Source organism: Sphaerisporangium rufum, assembly GCF_016863395.1.
Taxonomy (GTDB): domain Bacteria; phylum Actinomycetota; class Actinomycetes; order Streptosporangiales; family Streptosporangiaceae; genus Sphaerisporangium; species Sphaerisporangium rufum.
Genome location: NZ_BOOU01000095.1, coordinates 1 through 25233, shown reverse-complemented (window position 1 = coordinate 25233; position 25233 = coordinate 1). Strand labels below are relative to the sequence as shown.

24 protein-coding genes are annotated in these 25233 nt (G+C 72.6%); 10 read left to right on the top strand and 14 right to left on the bottom strand.

The genetic code is table 11. The annotated features are described in order from the left end of the window. Positions 1-129 precede the first annotated feature (129 nt). The 3 genes from hemC to Sru01_RS31440 are packed head-to-tail and all read right to left on the bottom strand — an operon-like array spanning position 130 to position 3091. A complete protein-coding gene (hemC, locus tag Sru01_RS31450; RefSeq protein WP_203993414.1) occupies positions 130-1065 on the bottom strand; it encodes a hydroxymethylbilane synthase in 936 nt (311 codons plus the stop codon). Then, on the bottom strand, positions 1062-2399 hold the full coding sequence (locus Sru01_RS31445; protein WP_203993410.1) for a glutamyl-tRNA reductase: 1338 nt from the start codon (positions 2397-2399) through the stop codon (positions 1062-1064). Before Sru01_RS31445 ends, hemC begins: the two co-directional genes overlap by 4 nt. Further along, complete coding sequence (locus Sru01_RS31440; RefSeq protein ID WP_203993407.1) at positions 2396-3091, bottom strand: redox-sensing transcriptional repressor Rex; 696 nt, start codon at positions 3089-3091, stop codon at positions 2396-2398. Before Sru01_RS31440 ends, Sru01_RS31445 begins: the two co-directional genes overlap by 4 nt. A 361-nt stretch (positions 3092-3452) precedes the next feature. Between Sru01_RS31440 and Sru01_RS31435 the strand changes: the two genes are divergently transcribed. Then, positions 3453-3734, top strand: a complete 282-nt coding sequence (locus Sru01_RS31435; protein ID WP_203993404.1) for a glutaredoxin family protein — start codon at positions 3453-3455, stop codon at positions 3732-3734. 114 nt (positions 3735-3848) lie between these two features. Here Sru01_RS31435 and Sru01_RS31430 read toward each other — a convergent pair whose 3' ends face one another. Together Sru01_RS31430 and Sru01_RS31425 are read right to left on the bottom strand one after the other, a co-directional pair. Next, positions 3849-6227 carry an ABC transporter permease gene (locus Sru01_RS31430; protein WP_203993401.1) on the bottom strand — a complete coding sequence of 793 codons (2379 nt, stop codon included), beginning with the start codon at positions 6225-6227 and terminating at the stop codon, positions 3849-3851. 110 nt (positions 6228-6337) lie between these two features. Further along, positions 6338-7117, bottom strand: a complete 780-nt coding sequence (locus Sru01_RS31425) for an ABC transporter ATP-binding protein (RefSeq protein WP_203993398.1) — start codon at positions 7115-7117, stop codon at positions 6338-6340. A 110-nt stretch (positions 7118-7227) separates the two neighbouring features. Here Sru01_RS31425 and Sru01_RS31420 point away from each other — a divergent pair, with 110 nt between their 5' ends. Together Sru01_RS31420 and Sru01_RS31415 are read left to right on the top strand one after the other, a co-directional pair. Beyond that, on the top strand, positions 7228-8430 hold the full coding sequence (locus Sru01_RS31420) for a sensor histidine kinase (protein ID WP_239137904.1): 1203 nt from the start codon (positions 7228-7230) through the stop codon (positions 8428-8430). Between the two features lie 98 nt (positions 8431-8528). Continuing rightward, positions 8529-9179 carry a response regulator gene (locus Sru01_RS31415; RefSeq protein ID WP_275412230.1) on the top strand — a complete coding sequence of 217 codons (651 nt, stop codon included), beginning with the start codon at positions 8529-8531 and terminating at the stop codon, positions 9177-9179. Positions 9180-9183: 4 nt separating this feature from the next. On the opposite strand, the gene Sru01_RS31410 is transcribed toward Sru01_RS31415, so the two are convergent. Further along, positions 9184-10845: an antibiotic biosynthesis monooxygenase gene (locus Sru01_RS31410; RefSeq protein WP_203993389.1), complete on the bottom strand. Its 1662-nt coding sequence runs from the start codon at positions 10843-10845 to the stop codon at positions 9184-9186. Positions 10846-11017: 172 nt separating this feature from the next. On the opposite strand from Sru01_RS31410, the gene Sru01_RS31405 reads away from it, so the two are divergent. From Sru01_RS31405 to Sru01_RS31395, 3 genes are all read left to right on the top strand, one after another. Further along, positions 11018-11671 (top strand): sigma-70 family RNA polymerase sigma factor, encoded by a 654-nt coding sequence (locus Sru01_RS31405; protein ID WP_203993386.1) that lies wholly within the window; start codon positions 11018-11020, stop codon positions 11669-11671. A 119-nt stretch (positions 11672-11790) separates the two neighbouring features. Next, entirely contained in the window at positions 11791-12465 is a 675-nt protein-coding gene (locus tag Sru01_RS31400; RefSeq protein WP_203993384.1) for a DUF5667 domain-containing protein, read from the top strand. A 107-nt stretch (positions 12466-12572) separates the two neighbouring features. After that, positions 12573-13439 (top strand): HAD family hydrolase, encoded by an 867-nt coding sequence (locus Sru01_RS31395; RefSeq protein ID WP_203993381.1) that lies wholly within the window; start codon positions 12573-12575, stop codon positions 13437-13439. Positions 13440-13485: 46 nt separating this feature from the next. Here Sru01_RS31395 and Sru01_RS31390 read toward each other — a convergent pair whose 3' ends face one another. Next, positions 13486-14226 carry an SDR family NAD(P)-dependent oxidoreductase gene (locus Sru01_RS31390; RefSeq protein WP_203993379.1) on the bottom strand — a complete coding sequence of 247 codons (741 nt, stop codon included), beginning with the start codon at positions 14224-14226 and terminating at the stop codon, positions 13486-13488. Between the two features lie 96 nt (positions 14227-14322). Between Sru01_RS31390 and Sru01_RS31385 the strand changes: the two genes are divergently transcribed. Further along, positions 14323-14931 carry a TetR/AcrR family transcriptional regulator gene (locus Sru01_RS31385; protein ID WP_203993377.1) on the top strand — a complete coding sequence of 203 codons (609 nt, stop codon included), beginning with the start codon at positions 14323-14325 and terminating at the stop codon, positions 14929-14931. Between the two features lie 15 nt (positions 14932-14946). On the opposite strand, the gene Sru01_RS31380 is transcribed toward Sru01_RS31385, so the two are convergent. From Sru01_RS31380 to Sru01_RS31355, 6 genes are all read right to left on the bottom strand, one after another. Further along, complete coding sequence (locus tag Sru01_RS31380) at positions 14947-15930, bottom strand: lysophospholipid acyltransferase family protein (protein ID WP_373869560.1); 984 nt, start codon at positions 15928-15930, stop codon at positions 14947-14949. Beyond that, on the bottom strand, positions 15927-16964 hold the full coding sequence (locus Sru01_RS31375; protein ID WP_203993375.1) for an NAD-dependent epimerase/dehydratase family protein: 1038 nt from the start codon (positions 16962-16964) through the stop codon (positions 15927-15929). Before Sru01_RS31375 ends, Sru01_RS31380 begins: the two co-directional genes overlap by 4 nt. A gap of 93 nt (positions 16965-17057) precedes the next feature. Then, complete coding sequence (locus tag Sru01_RS31370) at positions 17058-17156, bottom strand: 30S ribosomal protein bS22 (protein WP_018654693.1); 99 nt, start codon at positions 17154-17156, stop codon at positions 17058-17060. A gap of 319 nt (positions 17157-17475) precedes the next feature. Further along, on the bottom strand, positions 17476-17679 hold the full coding sequence (locus Sru01_RS31365; protein WP_203993373.1) for a helix-turn-helix domain-containing protein: 204 nt from the start codon (positions 17677-17679) through the stop codon (positions 17476-17478). A 321-nt stretch (positions 17680-18000) separates the two neighbouring features. Continuing rightward, positions 18001-18807, bottom strand: a complete 807-nt coding sequence (locus Sru01_RS31360) for a phosphatase (protein ID WP_203993371.1) — start codon at positions 18805-18807, stop codon at positions 18001-18003. An 81-nt stretch (positions 18808-18888) separates the two neighbouring features. Further along, the gene (locus Sru01_RS31355; RefSeq protein ID WP_203993369.1) at positions 18889-20052 is read right to left on the bottom strand and encodes an acetoin utilization protein AcuC; all 1164 of its coding nucleotides are present in this window, start codon (positions 20050-20052) and stop codon (positions 18889-18891) included. A gap of 390 nt (positions 20053-20442) precedes the next feature. Here Sru01_RS31355 and Sru01_RS31350 point away from each other — a divergent pair, with 390 nt between their 5' ends. Together Sru01_RS31350 and Sru01_RS31345 are read left to right on the top strand one after the other, a co-directional pair. Further along, positions 20443-22281 (top strand): asparagine synthase-related protein, encoded by a 1839-nt coding sequence (locus tag Sru01_RS31350; RefSeq protein WP_203993367.1) that lies wholly within the window; start codon positions 20443-20445, stop codon positions 22279-22281. A gap of 114 nt (positions 22282-22395) precedes the next feature. Beyond that, positions 22396-22617 carry an EF-hand domain-containing protein gene (locus Sru01_RS31345; RefSeq protein WP_203993365.1) on the top strand — a complete coding sequence of 74 codons (222 nt, stop codon included), beginning with the start codon at positions 22396-22398 and terminating at the stop codon, positions 22615-22617. Between the two features lie 22 nt (positions 22618-22639). On the opposite strand, the gene proC is transcribed toward Sru01_RS31345, so the two are convergent. Continuing rightward, positions 22640-23434 carry a pyrroline-5-carboxylate reductase gene (gene proC / locus Sru01_RS31340; RefSeq protein WP_203993363.1) on the bottom strand — a complete coding sequence of 265 codons (795 nt, stop codon included), beginning with the start codon at positions 23432-23434 and terminating at the stop codon, positions 22640-22642. 229 nt (positions 23435-23663) lie between these two features. Between proC and Sru01_RS31335 the strand changes: the two genes are divergently transcribed. Beyond that, entirely contained in the window at positions 23664-25223 is a 1560-nt protein-coding gene (locus tag Sru01_RS31335; protein ID WP_203993361.1) for an alpha/beta hydrolase, read from the top strand. The last annotated feature ends 10 nt before the right edge of the window (positions 25224-25233 follow it).

The window sequence follows — 25233 nt, the reverse complement described above, 5'->3', positions numbered from 1 at the left end:
GCGCCGGTTGCGCCTGCTCAACCCGGGCGGCCGCCGGGCGTTCCTGTTCGGCCGGGGCCGCCGCCGGGCGCGGTTGTTCCACCGGGGCCGTGCCGGCGCCGGCGATCTTGCTGGTCTTGCTACCGGAGCTCAATGGGTCCGCTCCCCCATCAACGTGCCGGCACCCTCGGCGATCATGGTGGCCGCGAGGTCGCGACCCAGCTCCATGGCGGCCGATGGGTCACCGGCGGTGGACGTGCGCACCGACCGCGTGCCGTCGAGGGCGACCACGGTGGCGGTCAGGTTGAGAATGTGCCCGTCATCGACGGCGTACGCACCTACCGGCGCGCTGCAGCCCGCCTCCAGGGCGGCGAGCACCACGCGTTCGGCGGTCACCGCCGACCGGGTGCGCCGGTCGTCGAGCACGGCCAGCAGTTCGATCATCCGGGCGTCGCCGGCCCGGCACTCCACGGCGAGGGCGCCCTGGCCGGGGGCCGGCAGCATCTCCTCGATCTCGAAGAGCTGGGCGACCTCGGCCGTTCGGCCGATCCGCCCCAGGCCCGCCGCGGCCAGCACGACCGCGTGCAGCTCGCCTGCGGCGATCTTGCCGATCCGCGTGTCGGCGTTGCCGCGGATCGGAACGTAGTCGAGGTCGGGACGCAGCGCGCGCAGCTGGGCCACCCGGCGCGGGGAGCCGGTGCCGACCCTGGCGCCCGGCGGCAGGTCGGCGAGCTTCGCCCGGCCGACCAGCGCGTCCCGCGGGTCGTCGCGCGGCGGGATCGCCGCGATCACCACCCGGGGGTCCGGCTGGGTGGGCAGGTCCTTGAGCGAGTGCACCGCGAAGTCGATGTCGCCGTCGATCAGCCGGTCGCGCAGGGCGCTGACGAACACCCCGGTACCGCCGAGCTGGGCGAGGTGCGCCTTGGTGACGTCGCCGAAGGTCGTGACGCCGACCAGTTCCACCTCCCGCCCGGTGCGGGCGGTCAGCCGGTCGGCCACCAGGCCGGACTGGGTGGTCGCCATCAGGCTGCGGCGGGTGCCGAGCCGCAGGGCGCCGCCCACGCCGGGCGCAGGGCCCTCGGTCATGCCTCCTCCTCGCCGGCCGGGCCGGTCTCGACCTCGGCCGCGCCGGCTCTGGTCACCGCCTCGGGCACCTTGGGATCAAGAGCGAACAGCTCGCGCAGCGCCTCAGCATAATGATCGCCCGCCGGGGATGCCGCCAACCGCTTGACACGCACGGTCGGCTCGTGGAGCAACTTGTCCACCACCCGCTGTACGGTCTGGGTGATCTCACCCCGCATCCGCGGGTCGATCTCCGGCAGCCGGGTCACCAGCCGGCCGAGCTCGGCCTCGACGACGTCGGCCGCCATGGCGCGCAGCGCCACCACCGTCGGCGTCACCCGGGCCGCCCGCTCCGCCCGCAGGAAGTCCCCGACCTCCTCGGCGACGATCGCCCGGGCCGCGTCCGCCGCGCGGGCCGCGTCCCCCTCGGCGCCCGTCCGGCCGAGCCCGGCCTCCTGCATGGACTCGAGGTCGACCAGCGTGACGCCGGGCAGCGCCCGAACACCCGGGTCCACGTCGTGCGGGAGCGCCAGGTCGAGCAGGAACAACGGCCCGCGGCGCTCCGCCCTCGCCACCATGTCGGCGCCGATGACCACGCCGCCGGCTCCGATGCAGGAGATGACGATGTCCGCACCGGACAGCTCGGCCTCGACGTCCGCCAGCTCGACGGCCCGGCCGCCGATGCCGCGGGCCAGCCGGGCGGCGCGTTCGAATGTGCGGTTGGCCACCACGATGTCGGTGACGCCGGCCCGGACCAGGGTGGCCGCGGACAGGGCGCTCATCGAACCCGCGCCCACCACGAGCGCGCGGCGGCCGGCCAGCGGGCCGAGAACGCCCTCGGCCAGGGACAGGCCCACGCCGACCAGCGAGGCGCCCGCCCGGTCGATGTCGGTCTCGGAGTGGGCGCGCTTGCCGACGCGCAGCGCCTGCTGGGCGAGCTCGTTGAGGATCGTGCCGGCCGTGCCCTGCTCCTGGGCCAGACGCAGCGACTGGCGCACCTGGCCGAGGATCTGCCCCTCGCCGACCACCATCGCGTCCAGACCGCAGGCCACGGTGAACAGGTGCTCGACCACCTGGTCCTCGTAGTGCACGTACAGGTGGGGGGTGAGCTGATCCTGCGGGACCCCGGAGTGCGCGGCGAGCATGGCGGTCACCGCGGTCACGCCGCCGTGGAAGCGGTCGACCTCGGTGTAGATCTCCACGCGGTTACAGGTGGAGACGATCATGGTCTCCGCGACGTGCGTGTCGGCGTTCACGTCGTGCAGCAGCTTGACCAGGGCGTCCCCGGACACCGCGACGCGCTCCAGCAGTGCCACCGGGGCCGTCCGGTGGCTGAGTCCAATCGCGAGAAGACTCATGCGTCCATCGCCTCGGCCATCATCGGGCTCCCTGTCTCACGATCCGCTTTGCGTTGCTCATGGAACGCCAGGATCTGGAGTTCGGTCGACAGATCGACCTTGCGAACATCGACTCCGTCAGGCACGGTCAGCACGACGGGGGCGAAGTTCAAGATACTCGTGATCCCGGCGGCGATGACCCGATCGGCCACCTGCTGGGCGGCCGAGGCGGGGGTGGCGATCACCACGATGGAGACCCCGCGACCGCCGATCACGGCCTCAAGATCGTCGATGTGGTCCACCGCCATCCCGACCAGGTGCTCGCCGACCACGGAGGCGTCGGCGTCGAACAGCGCCGCCACCCGGAACCCCCGCGAGACGAACCCGCCGTAGTTGGCGAGCGCCCGCCCGAGGTTGCCCAGGCCGACGATCGCGACCGCCCAGTCCTGGGTCAGCCCCAGTTCCCGGGAGATCTGGTAGATCAGGTACTGCACGTCGTAGCCGACCCCGCGGGTGCCGTAGGAACCCAGGTGCGACAGGTCCTTGCGGAGCTTGGCGGAGTTCACCCCGGCGGCCACCGCCAGGTCCTCCGAGCTCACGGTGGCGATCCCCCGCTCGGCCAGTCCGTTGAGGGCGCGAAGGTAGAGCGGCAACCGCGCGACGGTCGCGTCGGGTATGCCACGTTCACGCGCTTGGGACGGACGGCGGGTCACTTTGGCCGTAACTCCAGGGGATGGGCGGCCGGTGCGCCTCGGCCGCGGTTGCGACGGATGTCGGGAAGGGCGCAGGCATCCAGGTTAGTACCTTTGTGAAGCCATGCACAAAGTGCGAGCGCCTTCTCTCGGGTCCCAACCTTCCCAGGTAGGGGTGCCGGTCCCGGATCCGCCCCCGCCCCTGTGATCCTCGCCACCCCTGGTCGTCGGGGTGATTCCCACGCCGATCACGCTCTTTGGCGACGTCACGTCCGCCCGCCCCCCTGGCCCCGCACCACCAGCCGATCGCCACCGGACCTCCAGCGGTCCCCCAGCCCGCCGCCCGCCCATCCGGCCCGCGGGCCCCCGATATGGTTGGCGCATGCCCGGCTCAGAACATGTGATCACGCTGCTCGGCAAGCCCGGGTGCCACCTGTGCGACGAGGCCCGCGCGGTCATCCGGCGGGTGGCCGCCGACCTCGGCGTGACCTTCGAAGAGCGGGACATCACCTCCTCCGCGGAGGACCAGCGCGCCTACTGGGACATGATCCCCGTCACACTGATCGACGGTGTCCAGCACGACTACTGGCGCGTCGACGAGGCCCGGCTGCGCGCCGCCCTCAGCGCCGCGGGCACCGGAACCGGCCGCCCGGACCAGGCGTAGACGGTATCCATCAGGGCGGGCAGGCGCCCGCCGGACGGCCCGGCACCACGCGATCGACACCGCGCAGCCGGTCCGGCCGAGCAGCCGGGTCCGCGGGCCGGCGCGGCGGGCCGGTTAGGCCGGTCTTCGCAGGGCGCGGTGCGGGACGGTGACCGCGGCGGCCACCGCCAGCAGCAGGCAACCGCCGACGATGCCGAGGATCAACGGCCACGGCACCACCAGCGGCACCGGCACCCCGAAGGCGCCGGCCAGCCCGGCCCGCATGCCGGCCAGCGCCGGAACCGCGACCATGACGCCGAGCGCGGCCCCGACGGCCACCACCAGCGCGGTCTCCACGGCCAGCGCGCGGACGGCCTGCCCGGTGGTGGCTCCGGCCAGGCGCAGCACGGTGATGTCCCGGACCCGGCCGGCCGCCGCCATCCCCAGCGTGCCGGCGACGGCGATGGCCGCGTACCCCGCCGAGACGATCACCAGCAGCACCGTGAACGTCCAGACCAGGCGGTCCTCCTCGGCGTCGGCCTCCGCCGCGTGCGTGCCCGCGTCGACCACCCGGGCGCCCAGCGCGGCGAGCGTGCCCGCCGCGGGAGCGCCACGCAGGTGCGCCTCCTCGGCCAGGGCCGGCGGATCATGTGCGCGCACCAGGTCGTAGGGGAGTATCACCTCGACCGGCGCGTCGTCGACCACGGCCACCACCTTCACCCGCACCGTGACGCCGTCCTCGAAGGCGAAGGACAGCATGGTGCCCGGACGCCACTCCGGGTCCGCCCCCATCTTGCGAGCGACGATCGCCTCTCGCTCGCCGAGCGAATCCGGCGAGCCGGCGAGCGGGATCAGTTTCGACCGCGCCGACTCCAGCATCCGCGGCGTGACCCCGGCCGCCATCACGGCGCGCCCGTCCGGCCGGTAGACGGCGGTGGGCAGGAACGCCGCCCCGCCGGCGGCGGTGACCGCCGCGTCGGTCAGGCCCGGGCCGCCGGCCGGGACCACGACCGGCCCGGTCACCGCCTCGGTCGCCCGGACCGCCGCGAAGGCGGCCGCGGTGGTCCGCACCATTCCGGTGATCAGTACGGCGCAGCCCACCATCACCAGGACCGGAGCGGCAGTCGAGGCGGTGCGCCGGACCGCGGCCAGCGCGCTCTCGCGGACCAGGACCCCGGTGGCCCCACGCGACCGGTGCAACGGCCGGGTGACCAGGCGCACCGTGGCCGGCACGACCGCGGGCGCGAGCGCCGCGATACCGAGGATCATGGCCATCGCGCTCACCAGCACGTTGGTGATCAGCCCGTCCGCGGCCGCCGCCACCGAGGTGACCGCGGCGGCGAGCCCACCCGCGCAGAGCAGGACGCCGGTGATCCAGCGGATGCGCGGTATCGGCCGGTCGTCGACGTCGGCCTCGCGCAGCGCCGCGAGCGGGCTCACCCGGGCGGCCCGCCGGGCGGCCGACCAGGCACCGGCCAGCGTGACCAGCACTCCCCCGCCGAACGTCGCGGCGAGCGGGGCCGGGCCGACCGCCACCCTAAGGCCCGGCGGCTCGAACCCCGCGCCGACCAGCGCGGCGCCGAGCAGGGGGGCCGCCACCGCACCGAGCAGCGCGCCCAGTGCCGCGGCCGCCCCGCCGACCACCAGCGCCTCGCCATAGACCAGGCGCCGTACCTGTCGCGGAGTCGCCCCGATGGTGCGCAGCAGTGCGAATTCGCGCCGCCGCCGGGACACGCCGAACGCCGACGTGGTCGCGACCACGAAACCGGTGACGAAGACCGCGAGCGCGGTCATGGCGCTCAGCACCTGCGTGCCGATCCAGCGCGTGCGCGCGTCGGCGAGGGCCTCCAGCGCGGTGAGGGAGTCACCGGCGAGGACCCGCCCCGCCCTGGCGGTGGTCCGCCGGGCGGCGGCCTCCACCGAGCGGACATCGGCGCCCGGCTCGGTGACCAGCCCGATGAACCGGACGCCACCGGCCAGCCGCCCGGCCGTCGCGTCGCTCAGGTAGACGCCGGGCCCGTCGACGGTGCCGGTGACCAGGTAGGCGGCCGGGCCGCGCGCGGTCAGCACGGTCAGCCGGACACCCGGCGGCACGCCCAGCGAGCGGTCCAGCGCCACCTGACCGTCGCCGCGCGGCGGAACCCCCTCGACCAGGCGGTACGGAGCCAGGCCGACCACCTGCCATGGATATCCCCGCTGCTCGGGAACCGGCCGGCCTTTGATCACCGGTTGCGCGTAGAAGGACCGGTCCGGGACGGCCCGCGCGACGCCGGGGATCGCGGCCAGGCGGGCCGTGAGGTCCGCGACCGTCCCGGGCGGCCACGGCCGGGCGGGTGAGAAGTCACCGTCCACCTTCTCGATCACCGGCGCCTGGACCGCGACCGTGACCGCGGCGAGCCGGTCGGGCAGCCTGGGGCCGGCCGAGGCGAACGTCAGGGAGGTCATCGCCATGATGGCCACCCCGAGCACCACCGTGACGAACGTGGCGGCGAAGGCGCTCCGATGGTCGCGCACCGAGGCGAGGCTCAACGGCGCCACCCGACGCCGGGCCGCTCCGGGCCGCCCGGGTGCGGTGCGCCGTGTATCGCCCGACTGGGCGCCCGCTGGGGCGGATCTCGCGCCGCTCATGCCGGCACCTCCATCCCGGCCATCCCGGCGAGTCGGCAGGCGACGGTCTCGGCGCCCACCGGGCCGGCCAGGTCGCCGGCCACCGCCCCGTCGGCGAGGAACAGCACCCGGTCGGCGTGGGCGGCGGCGACCGGGTCATGGGTGACCATGATCACTGTCTGACCGGAGTCGACCAGACCACGCAGCAGCCGCAGCACGCCATGGGACGCCCTGGTGTCCAGCGCGCCGGTCGGCTCGTCGGCGAAGACCACCGCGGGCCCGGTCACCAGGGCGCGGGCGATGGCCACCCGTTGCCGCTCACCGCCGGAGAGCCCGCCCGGCCGGTGCCCCTCACGACCGGCCAGACCGACATCGGCGAGCGCCGAACGCACCCGGTCCGGGTCCGCGGCGCGGCCGGACAGGCGCAGCGGCAGCGAGACGTTCTGCTCGGCGGTCAGCGCGGAGACCAGGTTGTACTCCTGGAAGACGAACCCCACCCGCTCGCGCCGGAACACCGTCAGCGCGGTCTCGTCCAGAGCGCCGAGGTCGGTGCCCTCGATGGCGACGGTGCCCCCCGTGGGGCGGTCGAGCCCCGCCGCGCAGTGCAGCAGGGTCGATTTGCCGGAGCCGGACGGGCCCATGACGGCGGTGAAGGTGCCGGCGGCGAAGCCGGCCGTCACCCCGGCGAGCGCCGCCACCGCGTGCGGTCCGTCGCCGTAGGTGCGGCGCAACGAGGTCAGCCGGACGGTCTCCCCGGGCTCGCCGGGCACCCTGGGCGCTTTCGGTTCGGTTTCCATGGTGCCGAGCCAACCGGAGCCGGTCCGTCGCCACATTGGTGCCAGGGCGAGAACCGAAGGTAGACCTGGCACTAGTGCCCGCCGACCCCGGCCCGGTTAACGTCGGGTGCGTGCCCGCCAGAAGCGCGCTGGAAGCCGTCACCCAGAGCCCGCGGCGCTTCCTGCGCTCGTCGTGGCCGTGGCGCTCGTTCGCCTACCTGCTGGGCAGCGGCGTGCTGGCCGTGCCCGCTCTGGGGTTGTACCTGCTGGCCCACCAGGTCGGTGGCGCCGCGGCGTACCTGGCGCTGCTGGCCGGCGCGGCGGTACTCGCCCTGCCGCTGGGCATGTTCGAGCACGCGCGGCTTCGCCTGATCGACCGCGACCTGGCCCGCCGTCCCGCGGTGGTGCGCGCCCGGCAGCCGCACGCCGGGTGGCCGCCCCGGCTGCGCGAGCCGGCGACCTGGCGGACGGCCGCCCTGGCCGGGCTGCTCTTCGCGACCTGGTGGATGGACATCGGCGTGCTGTCCGCGGCGGTGTGGACGCCGTTGCTGCTGATGTCCGCCCCGTTCCAGCCGGGCACCGACGCGCTCACCGGCCTGCCCCTGGCGTTCGCCGGGCTGGTCCTGCTGCCGCTGGCCGCCTATCCGGTGACGGCGTGGGCCGGCGCGCGGGCCACGATCGTGCGCGCCATCCTGGCCCCGCGGGAAGCCGAGATCATCAGGTCCCGGGCCCGGCTGGTGGACGCGTTCGAGGTGGAGCGGCGTCGCATCGAGCGCGACCTGCACGACGGCGCCCAGCAGCGGCTGGTCTCGCTGACGATGAATCTCGGTCTGGCCCTGCTCGACCTGCCGCCGCGGTCGGCGGCCGCCGGGCAGGTGCGCGCCGCGCACGAGGAGGCGAAGATGGCGCTGGCCGAGTTGCGCGAGCTCATCCGGGGGGTGCACCCGCAAGTGCTCACCGACCGAGGGCTGCCCGCCGCGGTGGCCGAGGCGGCCGACCGGTCTCCGGTCCCGGTCACGGTGGACGTCGCGCTGCCCGGGCGGCTGCCGGAGGCGGTGGAGATCGCCGCCTACTACGTCGTCTGCGAGTCCCTGGCCAACGTCGCCAAGCACAGCGGTGCGGCCCGGTGCTCGGTGCTCGGTCATCACCGGGCGGAGACGCTGGTGCTGGAGGTTCGGGACGACGGGCGGGGCGGAGCCGATCCGGCGTCCGGCTCCGGGCTGGCCGGGCTCGCCGATCGCGTCGCCGTGGTGGAAGGGGTCATGACCCTGTCCAGCCCGCCGGGCGGTCCGACATCCGTGCGGGTGGAGATCCCGTGCGATGTTCGGGCATGACCGGCGATTCCCGCCCGGTACGGCCGGCACCCTCCACGCCGCCTGCGGCGCCGCCCCCGGCGGGGCCGGCCGTCCGGGGCGGGCCTGGGGGAGATCCCGTGCCGCCGCTCCGAGTGATCATCGCCGAGGACGCCGTGCTGCTGCGCGAAGGCATGGCGGGGTTGCTGGAACGCTTCGGTCACCAGGTGGTGGCCATGGTGGGGGACGCGCCGGGGCTGCTGGCCGCGGTGGACCACCACGGCGCGGACATCGTGATCACCGATGTCCGGATGCCGCCGGGGTACGCCGACGAGGGACTGCGCGCCGCGATCGCGTTGCGCCGGGCCCGGCCGGGTCTGGCGGTGCTGGTGGTGAGCCAGTACGTCGAGCAGACCTACGCGGCCGAGTTGCTCGACCACGGTTCCGGGGCGAAGGTGGGATACCTCCTCAAGGACCGCATCGGCGACGTGCGCGACTTCGCCTCGGCCGTGGCCCGGGTGGCGGCCGGTGGCACGGTGGTCGATCCGGAGGTGGTCCGCCAACTGATCCGCCGCCGCCGCGATCCGCTCGCCCGGCTGACGCCCCGGGAACGCGAGGTGCTCGGCCTGATGGCCGAGGGCCGGTCCAACGCGGCCATCGCCCGCGAGCTCGTCGTCACCGAGGCCGCGGTGTCCAAGCACATCGCCGGCATCTTCTTGAAGCTGGACCTGCCCCCCGCCGAGGACGACCACCGCCGCGTCCGGGCGGTGCTCGCCTACCTGCGCGGCTGACGCGTCAGATCATGCGGGTGGGCAGCGGGACCACCTTGGCGGCGTTGACGTCCAACTCGATGACGTTGGCGGCCAGCACATGGGCCACCCGTTCACGGGCGAAGCGCTCCATATGGGCCTGCCGCTGGTGCTCGGTGTAGGCGACCTCGTCGCGGTAGATCTCGTACACGATGCGCTGCAGCGGCGCCGACTTCACCGAGTGGCAGATGAACAGCAGCGTGTCCGGCTCACTGCCGCGCACCGCCTCCACGGTCTCCTCGGCCAGCCGGTCGAACGCCTCGCCTGACCCGTCGATCAGGGTGAACACGGTGAGCAGCCCGTAGATGGCCGGGGACGGCCGTACCGAGCCGCCCGCGTCGGCGCGGCGGCGGCCGGCCACCGGCAGGTCGGCGCCGGGGCCGAAGTGGCGCATCGCCTCGGCACCGGAGAACAGGACGCCGGTCGCGGGCATCGACGGGTCGTCGGCGGCGGGGGCGCCGTTCTGGTAGGGCCGGCCGACCGGGTCGAACGGACCGCGGACCCCGGAGTGACCGGCCGCGGCGTCCGGACCCATGAACTGTCCGGTGCGCGGGCCACCGAACCCCTCACCGGTGTGCGGGCCGCCGAGATCACCCCGGCCACCGAAGCCCTCGCCGGTACGCGGGCCACCGAGATCACCCGGCCCGCCGAACCCCTCACCGGTGTGCGGACCACCGAAATCACCCGGATCGCCGAGGACCGCGCCCGTCCGGGGATCCATTCCCCGCGGGTCGCCGTACCCGCCGGGCGTCCCCGCGCGCGCCGCGAGGTCGGGCTCGGAGCGGTCACCCGCCCGGTACTCCGCCACCAGGTCACCGAGCCCGGACCGGCGCGGCGGCGGCGGCAGCGGCGAGGCCGCCGCCGTGGTCGCCGCCGGATAAGGGCCGGTATGGACGGCGGTCCGGGGCTCGGGCGCGGGCCGCCGGGGCGGTGGTTCCTCTTCCCAGTCGTCCTCCCCGCCGTCCCGTTCCTCGTCGTACGGCGCGAGCGGGCGGGCCACCGCGTACCAGACCGCACCGATCATGAAGATGAGCACCAGCGCGGCGAACACGCCGGGGATGGCGAACCGGACCGTGCCGACCAGGGCGAGGCCGGTCGGTGCCAGCACCACTCCGGCGTGCATGTTGTCGGCGTCGGAGTCGTCGCCGGAACGCCAGCGCAGCACCGCGACGATGAGGCAGCCGATCACGATCAGATAGGTCAGCGCGTGTGCGGCGTTCAGCAGCGAGGACGGGATGATCGTCCAGTGGACGTCGCCGAGCGGCATCTCCTTGCCGAACTTCTCCGGCCGGCTCACCGGGTCCAGCACCATGATCACAACGGTGATCACGGTCAGCGCGCCGCCGAAGAGCCAGGTGGCCAGCTTGGCCCCGGTCCGGCGCGCCAGCAGGAAGATCATGCCGATGGCCAGCCAGAACGGCGCCAGGAAAGCGCCGGCTATCTGGTAGACGCGGAAGGTCGCCGGACCGAATCCGACGAGGTGGCCGATCGCGACCGCGCCGAGCGCGAGGCACAGGGCCGTCGTCGTGACGGTCCAGGAGATCAGCCAACCGGTCCGTTGGTCGCGGAGTCGTCCGGCGAGGATGCCGGTGGTGATGGCGGCGAACAACGCACCGGCGAAGGCGGTGACGGCGACGAGAGCTCCCATGGTGCTCCCAACTCTGCCGGACATTAGCTCCAAACCGGTAGCCGATGCGCGAAGTGCTGCTGCACTCCTGTTACGCGGGTTAGCACCGGAGCCAGAGTGGATTGTGTACCTTAGGGATGATTTCTAGAGTGTTCGAGGCACGCGCCCCTCCCTTGCCCCCCAGGGATACCGGATGTCGAATTCATGGTCGGTCGCCGGGCTTTCCCCCGCAGGATCGGCCGACGCGGCGTACTTCACGCGCGCCGCGACCCAACGACGGGAACGTTCCGAGCCCGACGCCGACGAGCTGCGGCGGATGGTGCTCCGGGCGAAGACCGGTGACGCGGACGCGTTCGCGGCGCTCTATGACCGCTATGTCGACCTCGTCTACCGCTACGTCTACTTCCGGGTCGGCTGTCACGCCCTGGCGGAGGACCTGACCAGCGAGACGTTCCTGCGCGCGCTGCGGCGCATCGCCGACTTCACCTGGCAGGGCCGGGACATCGGAGCCTGGCTGGTGACGATCGCCCGAAACCTGGTGACCGATCATTTCAAGTCCGGGCGCCACCGCATGGAGGTGTCCACCGCGGAGGTGCTGGACACCGCGCTGGACGGCACGCACATCCCGGAGAACGCGGTGGTCGCCACCATGATGAACGAGCGCGTACTGCGCGCGGTCCGCGACCTCGGCCCCGAGCAGCAGGAGTGTGTGGTGCTGCGTTTCCTGCAGGGAATGTCGCTCGCCGAGACCGCATTGATCATGGGCAAGAAAAGCGGGGCGATCAAGGCGCTGCAGTTCCGCGCGATCCGCGCACTGGCCCGGGCACTGCCCGACGACTTCGGCTGAACCCGCCGGCACCGGCGGGCGGACCGGTGCACGTGCGGGGACCGTAACCTGAGGCCTCCCGCGATCGTTGGGCAAGTGGCACCTATGGATCATCGTAGTGCGCGCGGCAGGGAGCATTGATGGGCGGGCGGAAACCTTCGCGGTGGCTGCTCATGGGCTGGGCGGCCGCGAACCGGCGGGCCGCCCTGCGCGCACGGCTGGAGGAGATCGGCGCCGAACCCGGTCACGGGCCGCGTCCGGAGTTCCGCGCCCGGCTCCGCGAGGAACTGGCCGGGCACCCGGCCGGCACCGCGGGCGCCGAGACCGCCCGGCATCGGCGGCGCGGCGCGCGGCGGTTGCGCCCGCGGCCCGCCGCGCTGCTGGTCACGGCGGCCGCCCTGACGGCCGTCACCGGTCTGCAGACCTACACGGCGGTGCCGGGCGACCGGCTCTACCCGATCAAGCGCGCCACGGAGGCCACCCTGCTCAGCCTCACCACCAACGACGTGGAGCGGGCCCATCGGGAGTTGACCGTCGCACACTCGCGTGCCACCGAGGCCGCGGCGCTGCTCGGGTATCCCGACTCCACGCGGGCCCGGCTGATCGGGCCGACGCTGGACGAGATGGCGGTGACGACCCGGTCGGCCCTGACCGCCCTCAGCCACGTCAAGCGGGAGAAGGAGCACTCCCCCACGCTGCGGCGCTTCTCGGAGGAACAGCGCGACGTGGTGGGCCCCATGATCCCGCTGCTGACCGACGACGACGCGATGAAGGCGAGCGCCTACCTGGACATGATCGACCGGATGGCGCCCTGATCGTCATGCGACCCGCGGTACTCGCGCGGACGTAGCCGGAAACGTCACGACACGCTCACGATGCGTACACCCGCACGTCCCCCTATGCCCCGTTAAGCTGAGTTGCTATGAGGCGGTTACTACGACGGCAGGCCGGCGCGCGGATGGCCGGGGAGGTCGCGGCCGCGGCCGCGGTGGCCGCTCCGGTCGCCCCTCCCGACCCCACCGCGGCCGCGTTCTTCGACGTCGACAACACGATGATGCGCGGCGCCTCGATCTACCACTTCGCCCGCGGCCTCGCCTCCCGCGGCCTGTTCACCACCAAGGACCTGGTGCGGTTCGCCCTCGGCCAGGCGCTGTTCCGGGTGCGCGGCAATGAGAACGCCGAGCACATCGCCCGGGCCAAGGAGACCGCGCTGGCGTTCGTGGTCGGGCTGAAGGTCAACGACGTCGTGCGGCTCGGCGAGGAGATCTACGACGAGGTGATGGCCGACCGCATCTGGGCCGGCACCCGCGCGCTCGCGCAGAGCCACCTGGACGCCGGGCAGCGCGTCTGGCTGGTCACCGCCACCCCGGTCGAGCTCTCCCGGGTGATCGCGCAGCGGCTGGGGCTGACCGGGGCGCTCGGCACCGTCGCCGAGACCGTGGACGGCGTCTACACCGGCCGGCTGGTGGGCGACCTGCTGCACGGCCCGGCCAAGGCCGAGGCGGTGCGCGCGCTGGCCCGCCGGGAAGGCCTCGACCTGGCCCGGTGCACCGCCTACAGCGACTCGGCCAACGACCTGCCGCTGCTGCACCTGGTCGGCCACCCCTGCGCCATCAATCCGGACAGCGAGCTGATGGAGCACGCCCGCCGGCACGACTGGGCGATCCGTGACTTCCGCACCGGCCGCAAGGCCACGATGATCGGGCTGCCGATCGCCGCCGGCGCGGGCGCGCTGGCCGGCGGGGTGGCCGCGGCCATCGCGCTGCGCCGCCACTACCGCTCGTCCTGACCGGTACCGCTCGTCCTGACCGGCCGCGCCGGCGGCGGCGGGCCGGTCACGCGTTGACGCCGCCGTCGACGCTGATCGCGGTGCCGGTGATGGCGCGCCCGCCCTCGCCCGCCAGGTGCGCCACGGTGGCGGCCACGTCGTCGGGGTCGGCGAAGCGGCCCAGCGGGATGCCGGCCCGCTGCTCGGCGGCGAACGGCCCATCGGCCGGGTTCATGTCGGTGTCCGTCGACCCGGGGTGCACCAGGTTGACGGTGATACCGCGGGGCGCCAGGTCGTGGGCGAGGCCCTGCGTCATCCCGGCGAGCGCCGACTTGCTCATCGCGTAGAGCGTGATGCCCGGCCGGCCGACGCGCACGGCGAGGTTGGAGCCGATCGAGATGATCCGCCCGCCTTCGTCCATCCGCTCGGCCGCGGCCTGCGCGAGCAGGAACGCCGTGCGCACGTGCAGTCCCATGACGGCGTCGAACTCCGCCGCGTTCACCTTCTCCACCGGGCTCGACGTCCAGACGCCGGCGTTGTTCACCAGGACGTCCAGCCGGCCGAGCCGGGCCACCGTCTCGTCGAGCGCGGCACGCATCTCCTCCCCACGGTTGCCGTCGGCGCGGAGCGCGATCACCCGGCGGCCGGTGGCGCCGAGGTCGTCGGCCAGCGCGCGGGCCTGGTCGCCGGAGGAGAGGTAGGTGAAGGCGACATCCGCCCCACCCTGGACCAGCCGCCGGACTATCGCCGCACCGATCCCCCGGGCACCTCCGGTGACGAACGCCACTTTCCCCGTCAGATCACTCATGTCGCCTCCAATTGAGTACCGATCGGTTCCAAATTAGCCACCACGTTGATCACTCGTCAAGGACTTAGGATCTGATCGGTACCGAAAGGAGCGGTGATGGCGACACGTGGCCGGCCGCGCGCCTTCGACCGGGACGAGGCGCTGCGGCGCGCGATGGACATCTTCTGGCGGCGCGGCTACGAGGGCACGTCCGTCGACGACCTGACCGCCGCCATGGGCATCGGCAAGCGCAGCCTCTACCTGGCCTTCCGCTGCAAGGAGGAGCTGTTCCGCGAGGCCGTCGCGCTGTACACCGCCGTCCAGGGGGCGGCCACGATGGGCGAGCTCGAGACGGCGGCCACCGCGCGGGCGGGGGTGGAGGGCCTGCTGCGGGCCAACGTCCGGATGTTCGGCGACCCCGGCAGCCCGCCCGGCTGCATGATCGTCAACACCGCCCTGCTCGGCCGGCCGGAGAGCGCCCCGGTCAGCGACCACCTGGTGGCGCAGCGGCGGGCCGGCCAGCAGGCCGTCCGGCGGCGGCTCGCCCAGGGCGTCACCGACGGAGACGTGCCCGCCGGCACCGATCTGGACGCGGTGGCCGCCTTCTACACCACCGTGCTGCACGGGTTGTCGATCTACGCCCGGGACGGCGCCTCGGCCGGCGAGCTCGGCCAGGTGGTCGACGCGGCGATGGCCGCCTGGGACACCCTCGCCCCCCGGCCATGAGACCGCCGGACCAGGTCAGAACAGCGGGGAGAACGCCGGCCCGCGGTGCAGGCGCAGCCGGGTGAGCTGCTGCTGGATCAGCTCGCGCACCTGGTCGGTGAGGTTGTAGACCAGCATGGGGTCGTCGGCCTCCTCCGGATCGTACTGGTCGGTGCGCACCGGCTCGCCGAACTCGATCATCCACTTGGACGGCAGCGGGATCAGGCCGAGCGGCCCGAGCCAGGGGAACAGCGGAGTGATCGGGATGTACGGCAGGCCGAACAGCCGGGCCAGCGACGGCAGGTCGCCGATCTTGGGATAGATCTCCTCCGCGCCGACGATGGCGCACGGGATGATGGGCACCTGGGCGCGGATCGCCGACGCCACGAATCCGCCGCGGCCGAACCGCTGCAGCCGGTACCGCTCGGAGAAGGGCTTGCCCACGCCCTTGAACCCCTCGGGGAACACCCCGACGAGCTCGCCCTTGCGCATCAGCCGGTCGGCGTCCTCCGGGCAGGCCAGCGTGTGCCCCGACTTGCGGGACAGGTGGCCGAGGACCGGCAGCCGGTAGACCAGGTCGGCGCCGAGCAGCCGCAGCGCGCGGTGCGCGGGGTGGTCGTCGTGCAGGGCCACCTGCAGCATCAGGGCGTCGACCGGCACCGTACCGGAGTGGTTGGCCACGACCAGCGCCCCCGACTCGTCGGGAACGTTGGCCAGGCCGAGCGTCTCCACCCGGAACCAGTGGCGGTACAGCGGCCGGATCAGCTCCAGCAGCACCTTGTCGTTGAGCTCGGGGTCGAACCCGAACTCGTCGACCTCGTACTCGCCGTTGAGGCGGCGGCGCAGGAACGCGAGCAGCTCGGCGAGACGGTCCTCGATGTCGTCGCCCGGGCGTCCGCCGCCGCCGTACCGCCGGGCCGCGGTGATCGGGATGACCCGGGCGTCCGCCGGCTCGTCCTCGCCGCCGCCTGAGCCGCTCCGGCCACCGTCGCCGTCCGGCGAGAAGTCCGTTCGCTTCACCGTTCCCCACCTCTGCCCAACACTGTGGACAGCCAGTCGATCACAGGGAGTGACGTCTCGCCAAACAGGCCACGCGAGTTGAGGAAGTCCTCGAAGGCGGCGACCGTGCCGAACTTGGGCCGCCAGCCGAGCTCGGCGGCGAGCCTTCGGGTGTCCACCGCCCGGCCGTAGCTCATCAGGGCGATCTGCTCAGGGGAGAAATCGACCCGGCCCACGCCGCGGGCGAGGTCGCCGAGCACGCGAAAGGCGGTGGACGGCACCGGCACGACCGGGCGGCCGCCGCGGCGCACGCACTGCGACAGCAGCATGACACCGTCCCCGGCCACGTTGAACGTGCCGGGGTGGTGCTCGACGGCCATGCGCCGCAGCACCTCCACCGCGTCGTCCTCGTGCACGAACTGGAGGCGGGGGTCGAAGCCCAGCACGGTCGGCAGCACCGGCTGGGAGAAGTAGCGGGTCAGCGGCGAGTCGATGCCCGGACCCATGAAGTTGGCGAAGCGCAGCGTCGAGACGGTCACATCCGGCCGGCGCCGCGCGAAGCCGCGGACGTAGGCCTCGACCTCGGTGGCGTCCTTGGCGTACCCGGAGGTCGCCGCCTCGGCCGGCTCGGCGTCCTCGGTGAACATCGCGGGATCGTGCGAGGACGAACCGTAGACGGCGGTCGTGGAGCGGACCACGACCCGGGACACCGTGGCCGAGCGCTGGCACGCGGCCAGCAACTGCATCGTGCCGATGACGTTGTGCTCTTTCATGACCGGCCGGCCCGCGCCCTTCGAGGGAGCGCTGACCAGGCTCAGGTGCACGACGGTGTCGACGTCGGCCGCGGCGATGACCTGCGCGATGTCCGGGCTGCGCAGATCAACCCGGACGAACTCGGTACGGCCGAGCGCGGCGCCGCCGTCCCGCGCGGAGGCGGGCGGCGGCATGGTGTCCACGCCGACGACCCGGTCGATCGCCGGGTCGGCCGCGAGGACGCCCGCCACCCGGGCACCGATGTGCCGGGAGACCCCGGTCACGAGCACGGTGTGGGTCATCGGCGCCTCGCAGGATCACGTCTTCGTGGTTCGCGCTCGCCCGGCTAGCTGACGCACCGGGCTCCCGCCGCTCTGCGTCGTCGGTCCGCGCTGCTACTTCTTGTTGCGCCGCTGGATGCGGGTCTTCTTGAGAAGCTTGCGGTGCTTCTTCTTGGCCATGCGCTTACGACGCTTTTTGATCACAGAGCCCACGGGACCCCCAGGTGAAGGTAGGTGTTGTCAAAACGGCGCGCGCCCGCCGGCGGGCGCCATCGGGTCCGTGAGCATGCCGCGAGCGGCACGCAGGACCCCGATCGGCGCCTCGCCATGAGGCACGCCGATTGAACAGCCTACCGGCGATTCCCGGTCGATCGCTCCCGGGGAGGGCCGAACACCCGCCGCGGGGCGGGCCCCACCGCCGGCCCCGCCCGGATGGCGCGCCATCCGGATGCCGTCCGGCCGGGGAGCACACCCCCGCGGGACGTGCGCCGTCGCCCGGGCGGGCGGCCGGCCACGTGACTCAGTCGTCCAGTCAACCCGCCTCGATGAACGCATCCCTCAGGTAGTCGTGTACCGCCTGTTCCGGCACCCGGAAGGATCGCCCGACCCGGATGGCCGGTAATTCACCGGAGTGGACGAGCCGGTACACCGTCATCTTGGACACCCGCATGACGGTGGCCACCTCGGCCACCGTCAGGAACTTCACCTCGCTGAGAGGTCTTTCAGCTGCACCCATCGGACGCCTCTTCCGCACGTGTTTCCGGGTTATCCCCACTGGTGCCATTGCTCACGCACGTGTACTGCTGTCAGCGTAGAACGCGTCTCCGATGGAGCAAACCCCCTATTGCATCAGCCTCCGGAGACTCCTGCCACCAGAACGGGAAAAGTCGCTGGCCAACGGCCATGACGAGCCGGTTTTCCGATCTTGTAGATCGCTGGAACACGTCCCAGTAGAGCCGATCCGGATCATAAAAAAGTTGGCAAACGGTCGACGCGCGCGGCTGTCTGCACGTACCCAACGCGATTTACGGCGCGCCCGTAACTCGTCCAGCCTGTCTCACAGGCCACTCTCGACCCGGGAGATCAGATAGGCCGTCATCGGAGCGTAGTGTCTCGGCAGCACATTGTCATCGAGCGGAACGGTCACCGCGATCTTGCCTTCCGCCTCGCCCACGAACAACCCCGGGTCGTTGCTGTCGGCGAAGCCGACCGTCTCGATGCCCGCCTCGCCGGCCGCCCCGGCCCAGCCGTGATCGGCGATCACCAGATCCGGCGGCGCCGCCCCCTGTGCGGCCAGCTCGCCGAGCATCGCCTGCATCGGCGCCGGGTCGTGCGTGTGCACCAGCGCTCCCCCGTCGTCCAGCATGGCGACGTCGTCCAGGTACCGGATCCGCCGGCGGCGGCCCAGCCCGCCACTGGTGAAGGAACGCTCCTCGGCCGGGGTCACCAGCGTGGCGCCGGTCCGCCGGACCAGCCGGGCGAGCGCCAGGTGGGTGGTGAGCAGCCCGGTGGGGTGTCCGGTGGCGATCAGGACGCGCGCGCCGGCCCGCCGGAGCGCCGCGGCGATCCGGTCGCCCATCATCTCCAGCGCGTCGATGGTGCGTTCGGGGTCGATGGTGTCCTGCCCGGCGCGGTGTCCGGGGTCGGCCACCACGCCCGCCGCCTTCGCCATCAGCGCCAGCACGTCGCGAAAGGTCCAGTCACCGGCCAGCGTGAGGCCGAACATGTAGTGGGGGTCGCGCACCGCCAGCGACCGGTAGTGGTCGAGGTTGTTCTCCCGGCTGGTCGCCACGTCACCGGCGATCCTCGTCCGGACGAGGTGGTCCCTCAGTTCCTCCCGCGTGGGCACGACCGCGGTCTCCATCGTTCACTCCGTCCACTCGGCGACTCGTCCGGACCTGGCGATCCCTGGCGTGAGCGGGCGGCGGGGGCCGCGGCCGGCGGGTCAGGGCTGCGGGTCCAGCCCATGGCCGGGAAAGATCGCCTTCCGGGTCGCCATGATCGCTCGGTCGATGGGGTCGCCAGGGTCGTAACCACCCGCGAAATCCGGAAATTCCGGATCTCGGCCATCGGTCATGTTCAGCGGCGGTACCTCACCGGTGCGCTCGGTGACGAGTTCCCGCCAGCCGGGCGGGGTCGGCGTGCCGGGCTCCACCGGATGCCCCGCCGCCTCGGCGATCAGATGGGACCACGCCCGCGGGACCACCCGCACCAGCTCGTACCCTCCGCCACCGGTGGCCAGCCACCGCCCGCCCGCGGTCTCGTGGGCCAGGGCGTGCAGGGCGGCGTACGACCGCCGCTGGCCGTCCAGGCTGAGCATGAGATGCGTCAGCGGGTCCAGGGCGTGGCCGTCACAGCCGTGCTGGGTGACGAGCACCTCGGGGCGGAACTCGCGCAGCAGCGGCGGCACCACCGCGTGGAAGGCGCGCAGCCACCCGGCGTCCGAGCAGCCGGCCGGCAGCGCCACGTTCACCGCGCTGACCTCGGCCCCGGTCTCCGACGGCAGCCCGGTGCCGGGGAACAGCGTGCGAGGGCTCTCGTGCAGGCTGATCGTCAGCACCCGGGGATCGTCGTAGAAGATCGCCTGAACCCCGTCACCGTGGTGGGCGTCCACGTCCACGTAGGCGATGCGCTCGGCGCCCTGCGAAAGCATCCACGCGATCGCCACCGCCGGGTCGTTGTAGACGCAGAAGCCGCTGGCGGCCGCGGGCATCGCGTGGTGCAGCCCGCCGGCGATGTTGAGCGCGTGCTCGGCCTCGCCGGTCCACACCGCGCGGGCGGCGGCCAGCGTCGCCCCGGCGACCAGCGCGGACGCATCGTGCACTCCCGCGAAGGAGGGGTTGTCGGCCGTGCCGAGACCGCAGGCCAGGTCCGGGGCGCCGGTCGCCGAGACCCGCCGGACCGCCGCCACGTAATCACGCCGGTGCGCCAGGGCGAGCTCGTCGTCGGTGGCCGGACCGCAGCCGGTCAGCTCCACCTTGTCCAGCACCCCGAGCTCGCGGGCCAGCGCCATGGTCAGCTCGACCCGGACCGGCGCCAGCGGATGGCCGGGCCCGAAGTCGTAGGAGAGCAGCCGGTCGTCCCACACCACCCGCACCGACCGGCTCACCCGCCCGCCCCGCCTGTCGTGGCCCGGCCGGGCAAGGGACGCGGGATGACCGGCTCGCCGCGCTCGCTCATCCTCCGACCGTACCGCACCCGGCCGCCCCTCCCCTGAGCCGGTCACCGGCCGTGGACGGCGCACGGCGCCGGTGGGGATCACCGCACTCCGTCCGGCTCATGCTCGCGAAAGGGAACCTCGCCTTCGGCGAAACAGGGAGGTGAACCGTCGAAGAGAGATCATCCTCATGGCCGCTCCACCCGGGATCAGCACCCCGTTCGCCGCACGGCTTCGCGCCGATCGGCGGGCCGCTCCCGCCGGAGCGACGGGCCGCGAAGGCGTGCCCAAGGTCACCGGGCGGACCGGCGGAATCGGGGGGTCCGGTTGCGCGTCCATCTAGTGATCACCGCCAAGCGGTCGGGTGTCGCGCTGCCGCCCGTGGTGCTCGAAGTGGCGCGCGAGGCGATCGGGCGCGCCTTTCCCGTACCTGCCGCGACCATCACCGCCGGCGAGTGGCGGTCGGCCGCCGGTGACACGGCACTGCTGTCCTGGTCCAACGAGCCGGCGGGCCACGGTCTGCCGATCATCTGCTCGGGCGGCGGCCGGGTGGCCGGTCTGACCGGACATCTGGCCGAACCGGCCGAGGCTGACGAGTTGCTGGCCGCACCCCGGCTCGGCGAGACGGCAGCCCGTACCGGCGGCGTGTTCTCCATCTTCCGCGCCGATGAGCACGGGGTGAGCGCCGCCACCGGAATGACCCGGGCATGTCCGGTCTTCTACACCGAGACCTCCGGCCTTCATGTGATCGGCAGCCGTGCGCTGCTCGTCCATCTCGCCGCCAGAGCGGCCACGACGGGATCGAGTCGACCAGACATCGTCTGGAATCTGCCCGCGATGGAGTCGATGGTACGAACCGGGTATTTCCTGTCCGACGAGACACCGTTCGACGCGGTCAGCGCACTCCCGCCCGCCACCGGAATCGTGATCACCGCCGGGCGCCGGACCATCACCGTGACTTCGCCGCCCGAGGCGCGGGCGACACCGACTTCCAGGCGCAGGGCGAGCGCCCAGATCGACGAACTCGCCGACGCGCTGCTCGCCGCGGTACGACCGCTGCGGAACACCTATGAACCGGTGCGGCTGTCGCTCACCGGAGGCCGGGACAGCCGCCTCCTCGCCGCGCTGCTCTACAGGGCGGACATCCCCTTCGTGACGGCGACCTCGGGACATGACGGCAGCCCCGACGTGGTGCTGGCCGGGCGCGTCGCCGAGGCACTCGGCGTCCGGCACAGCGTGAGCAGGCCGACACGGTCCGAGGGCGGCGCGGAGCTGATCATTCCGCACCCTCGCGTCCGCACCCACAACGCACTGTTCGCCGGCGAGGGAATGATCTCCGCCTATGAGAACCTCCCCGCCGGTGGATGCTACGACCCGACGCCTCGGATGTCCGGGCACGGTGGCGAGATTCTGCGGGGCGGCTTCCTGCAGAACCAGGCTCAGCTGGACGACACGGCCGTGCGACGCAGAGTGGACGGCCTTTTCGGCAAGAACACCGATCTGCTGACCGAGGAAGGCAAGGAGCACGCTCTGGTCCTGGCCTCTCCATGGCAGGAGCGCTGCCGAGAGGACGGCCCGAAAGTCCTCGATCACCTGTACCTGGCGTACCGGGTGGGCCGCTGGCACGCCGCATCCCGCGCGTCGCTGCTGCGCGGTCAGCACCCGTTGCCCCCCTTCCTCGACAATTCGGTCGTCCGGACCGCCTTGAGCATGGATCCGGTGTGGCGGCGATCCGAGACACCGATCCACGGGGTGATCAGCGCTTTCGCCCCCCAGCTGGGTGATATCCCGATCGAGGGCAGGCCATGGCGGTTCACCACGGAGGCCCCGGTCCGCAGGCTGATGGACCGGTTCCGGGTCCGGTCACCGCATCCCGGAAGCGCCGTCGACCCGGGTGTCTCGAATGCCGCCTTCGATCCGGCCCGCAAGCCGTGGAACTGGCGGATGAACCTCACCCAGGAAGTGACCGACCCCATGTACGCGGACATCGCCGCCGCGGGCGCGGGCGGGCTCTCGCGGATCGTCAACGAGACCGGAATGACATGGCGGCCGGCGTCTCGGATGGACACCCTGTGGCACATCTACACCGTTTCGAGAATGCTGACGGAGGCCTTCGCGGACCCGGCCCCTCCCAAGCTCCCGCCGGTACGCGTTCCCTGGCCGACTGCCGACCGGCAATGATCGTCATCGGTGCCGAAGCGCCACCTCCGTCACCACCACAAGTCATGCTATTTCACGGCATATTGGGGTAGCACTGGCGAGCACCATCGGAACACGGTTAGGGGGCGGATCTCCTTGTCGGCTGGACCGGCGGACCCGCGTTGGGTCGAACTCAAGCAGCGGTTCGCGGCGATCGACGGCGACGGTGACGGCTACATCACCCGCGCGGAGATCACCGAACACTTCCCGCACCTGCCCGCCGAGGCCCTCGGCGCGCTGGACCGGCACGCCGACACCGACGGAGACGGCCGGATCTCCTTCGACGAGTTCGCCCGGATCGCCCAGCCGGACGGCTGACCGCGCCGCGCGCCGGCGGCGATCAGCCGCCGGCCAGCTCGCGGCTGCGGTCCCGTGCCGCCTCGATGGCGTCCAGGAACGCCGCCCGCACCCGGTGCCGCTCCAGCTCGGCGATGGCCGCGATGGTGGTGCCACCGGGCGAGGTGACGGCCTCGCGCAGGATCACCGGATGCTCCCCGGAGTCGCGCAGCATGATCGCCGCGCCGACGATGGACTGGGTCACCATGTCGAGCGCGGCGGCACGCGGCATCCCGAGCAGGATGCCCGCGTCGACCATCGCCTCGACCAGGTAGAAGAAGTACGCCGGGCCGCTGCCGGACAGCGCCGTCGCCGCGTCCTGCTGCGACTCGGGAATGCGCAGCACCTTGCCGACCGGCTTCAGCAGGTCCTCGGCCAGCCTGAGGTGCTTCTCCGCGGCGTGCGCACCCGCCGAGATCACGCTCATCGCCTCGTCGACCACCACCGGCGTGTTGGACATGACCCGCACCACCGGGACCTCGTGCCCCAGCCGGGCCTCGACGAACGACGTCGTGATGCCCGCCGCGGCCGAGATCACCAACCGGCCCGCCGGGACGTGCGGCCCGATCTCCGCGAGCAGCGCCGCCATGTCCTGCGGCTTGACCGCCAGGATCAGCGTGTCGGCGATCTTCGCCGCTTCGCTGTTCGACACGACCTGCACGCCGTACCGCTCGCGTAGCGCGGCCGCCCGATCCTCGCGCCGCGCGGTCGCCATGACCTCGCCCGGCCGCACACCCGCACGCAGCAACCCCGACAGCAGGGCCTCGCCCATCTTGCCGGTTCCGAGAATGGCGATCATCAGCAAACCTCGCACGGGGACTCGACGACATCCGAAGTGTAGTGGGGTCCCGCGGAACCAGTACGGCCCGCGAAGGTCGGCACGGGGTGCGGTCGGAAGTGGACTCTAAGTTACGGTTTGGCAACCAAGCGGCGACGGGCGTCGATTTATGAGTGCTTTATCCGCATGATCGCCGATGGTGCCGTAAGTCGCTTCCATCGGTGGAGTCGCCGGCGCCGAAGGGGTACACGTGAAAAAGATCCTCATAGCGCTGGCCACCGCCGGCCTGGGTCTGGGCGGAACGCTGGTCGCCACCCCCGCGACCGCCGGCGTCCGGCAGGCACCCGAGTACACGCCTCCGGCCCCCGAGTGGGCGCAGTGCGCCGGCCTGCCGGCCGGGATCGAGTGCGCGTCGGTCACGGTCCCGCTGGACTACGACCGCCCGCGGGGCAAAACGATCAAAATCGCCGTCTCCCGGCTCAAGGCGACCGACACCGCCCACTATCAGGGTGCGATCCTGTTCAACCCCGGCGGACCGGGAGGCAGCGGCCTCGCCTATCCGGCCGTGATGCAGGGCCGGCTCGGCGCCCAGCTGGCCGCGCAGTACGACCTGATCGGGTTCGACCCGCGCGGCGTCGGCGCCAGCGAACCCGCGCTGAGCTGCGACCCGCACTTCTTCGATCCGGTGCGCCCGGACTACGTACCCTCCGGCCCGGCGGAGGAGGCCGCCTGGGTGAAGAAGATGCGCGGCTACGCCAAGGCCTGCGGCCAGGCACACGGCGACATGCTGCCGAACATGACCACCGTCGACGCGGCCAAGGACATGGACCAGATCCGCAAGGCCCTCGGCCAGCGTCAGATCAGCTACGTGGGCTACTCCTACGGCACCTACCTCGGCGCCACCTACGCCACGATGTTCCCGGGCAACGTACGCCGGCTGGTGCTGGACAGCATCGTCAACCCCGAGCGGGTGTGGTACGACGCCAACATCGACCAGAACCACGCGTTCGAGTCCCGCGCCAAGGACTTCTTCGCCTGGATCGCCAAATACGACTCGACCTACCATCTAGGCACCGACGGCGCCGCGACCGAGAAGGCGTACTACGCGGCCCGCGCCCGGCTGAAGGCCGAACCCGCCGCCGGCCGGGTGGGCCCGGACGAGCTGGACGACACCTTCCTGTCCGGCGGTTACCTGAAGAGCCGCTGGCCACGGCTGGCGGACGCCCTGGCGAAGTACACCGCGGGCGACAGCGCGCCGCTGGTCGACGCCTACGGCCTGTACGGCGACAGCAGCGGCGACGACAACGGCTTCGCGGTGTACTCCGCGGTCGAGTGCTCCGATGCCCGCTGGCCGCGTAACTGGCTCACCTGGCACCGCGACTGGTGGCGCTCCTACCGCACGGCACCCTTCCTGACCTGGGGTAACGCCTGGTACAACGCGCAATGCGAATCCTGGCCGGTGCCCGGCCGCACCGAGGTGCGGATCAACGGGTGGGGCGTGAAGAACGCCCTGCTCTTCCAGGACACCAAGGACGCGGCCACGCCGTACCAGGGCGGTGTCGAAATGCACCGGCGCTTCCCGACCTCCCGCCTGGTGGTGATGGACGGCGGCGGCAACCACGGCCTGACCGGTCGCGGCAACGCGTGCATCGACGACATCTGGAAGGCCTACCTCACCGACGGCACGCTTCCGGCGAACCTGCCGGGACCGGATGTCCACTGCGAGCCCTTCCCCGACCCGGTGCCGCCCGCCGCGGCCACGCTCCGCTCGGCGCCCACCGACGACGACTGGGTCCCCGGCGAACGCTAGCCGTGCTTTC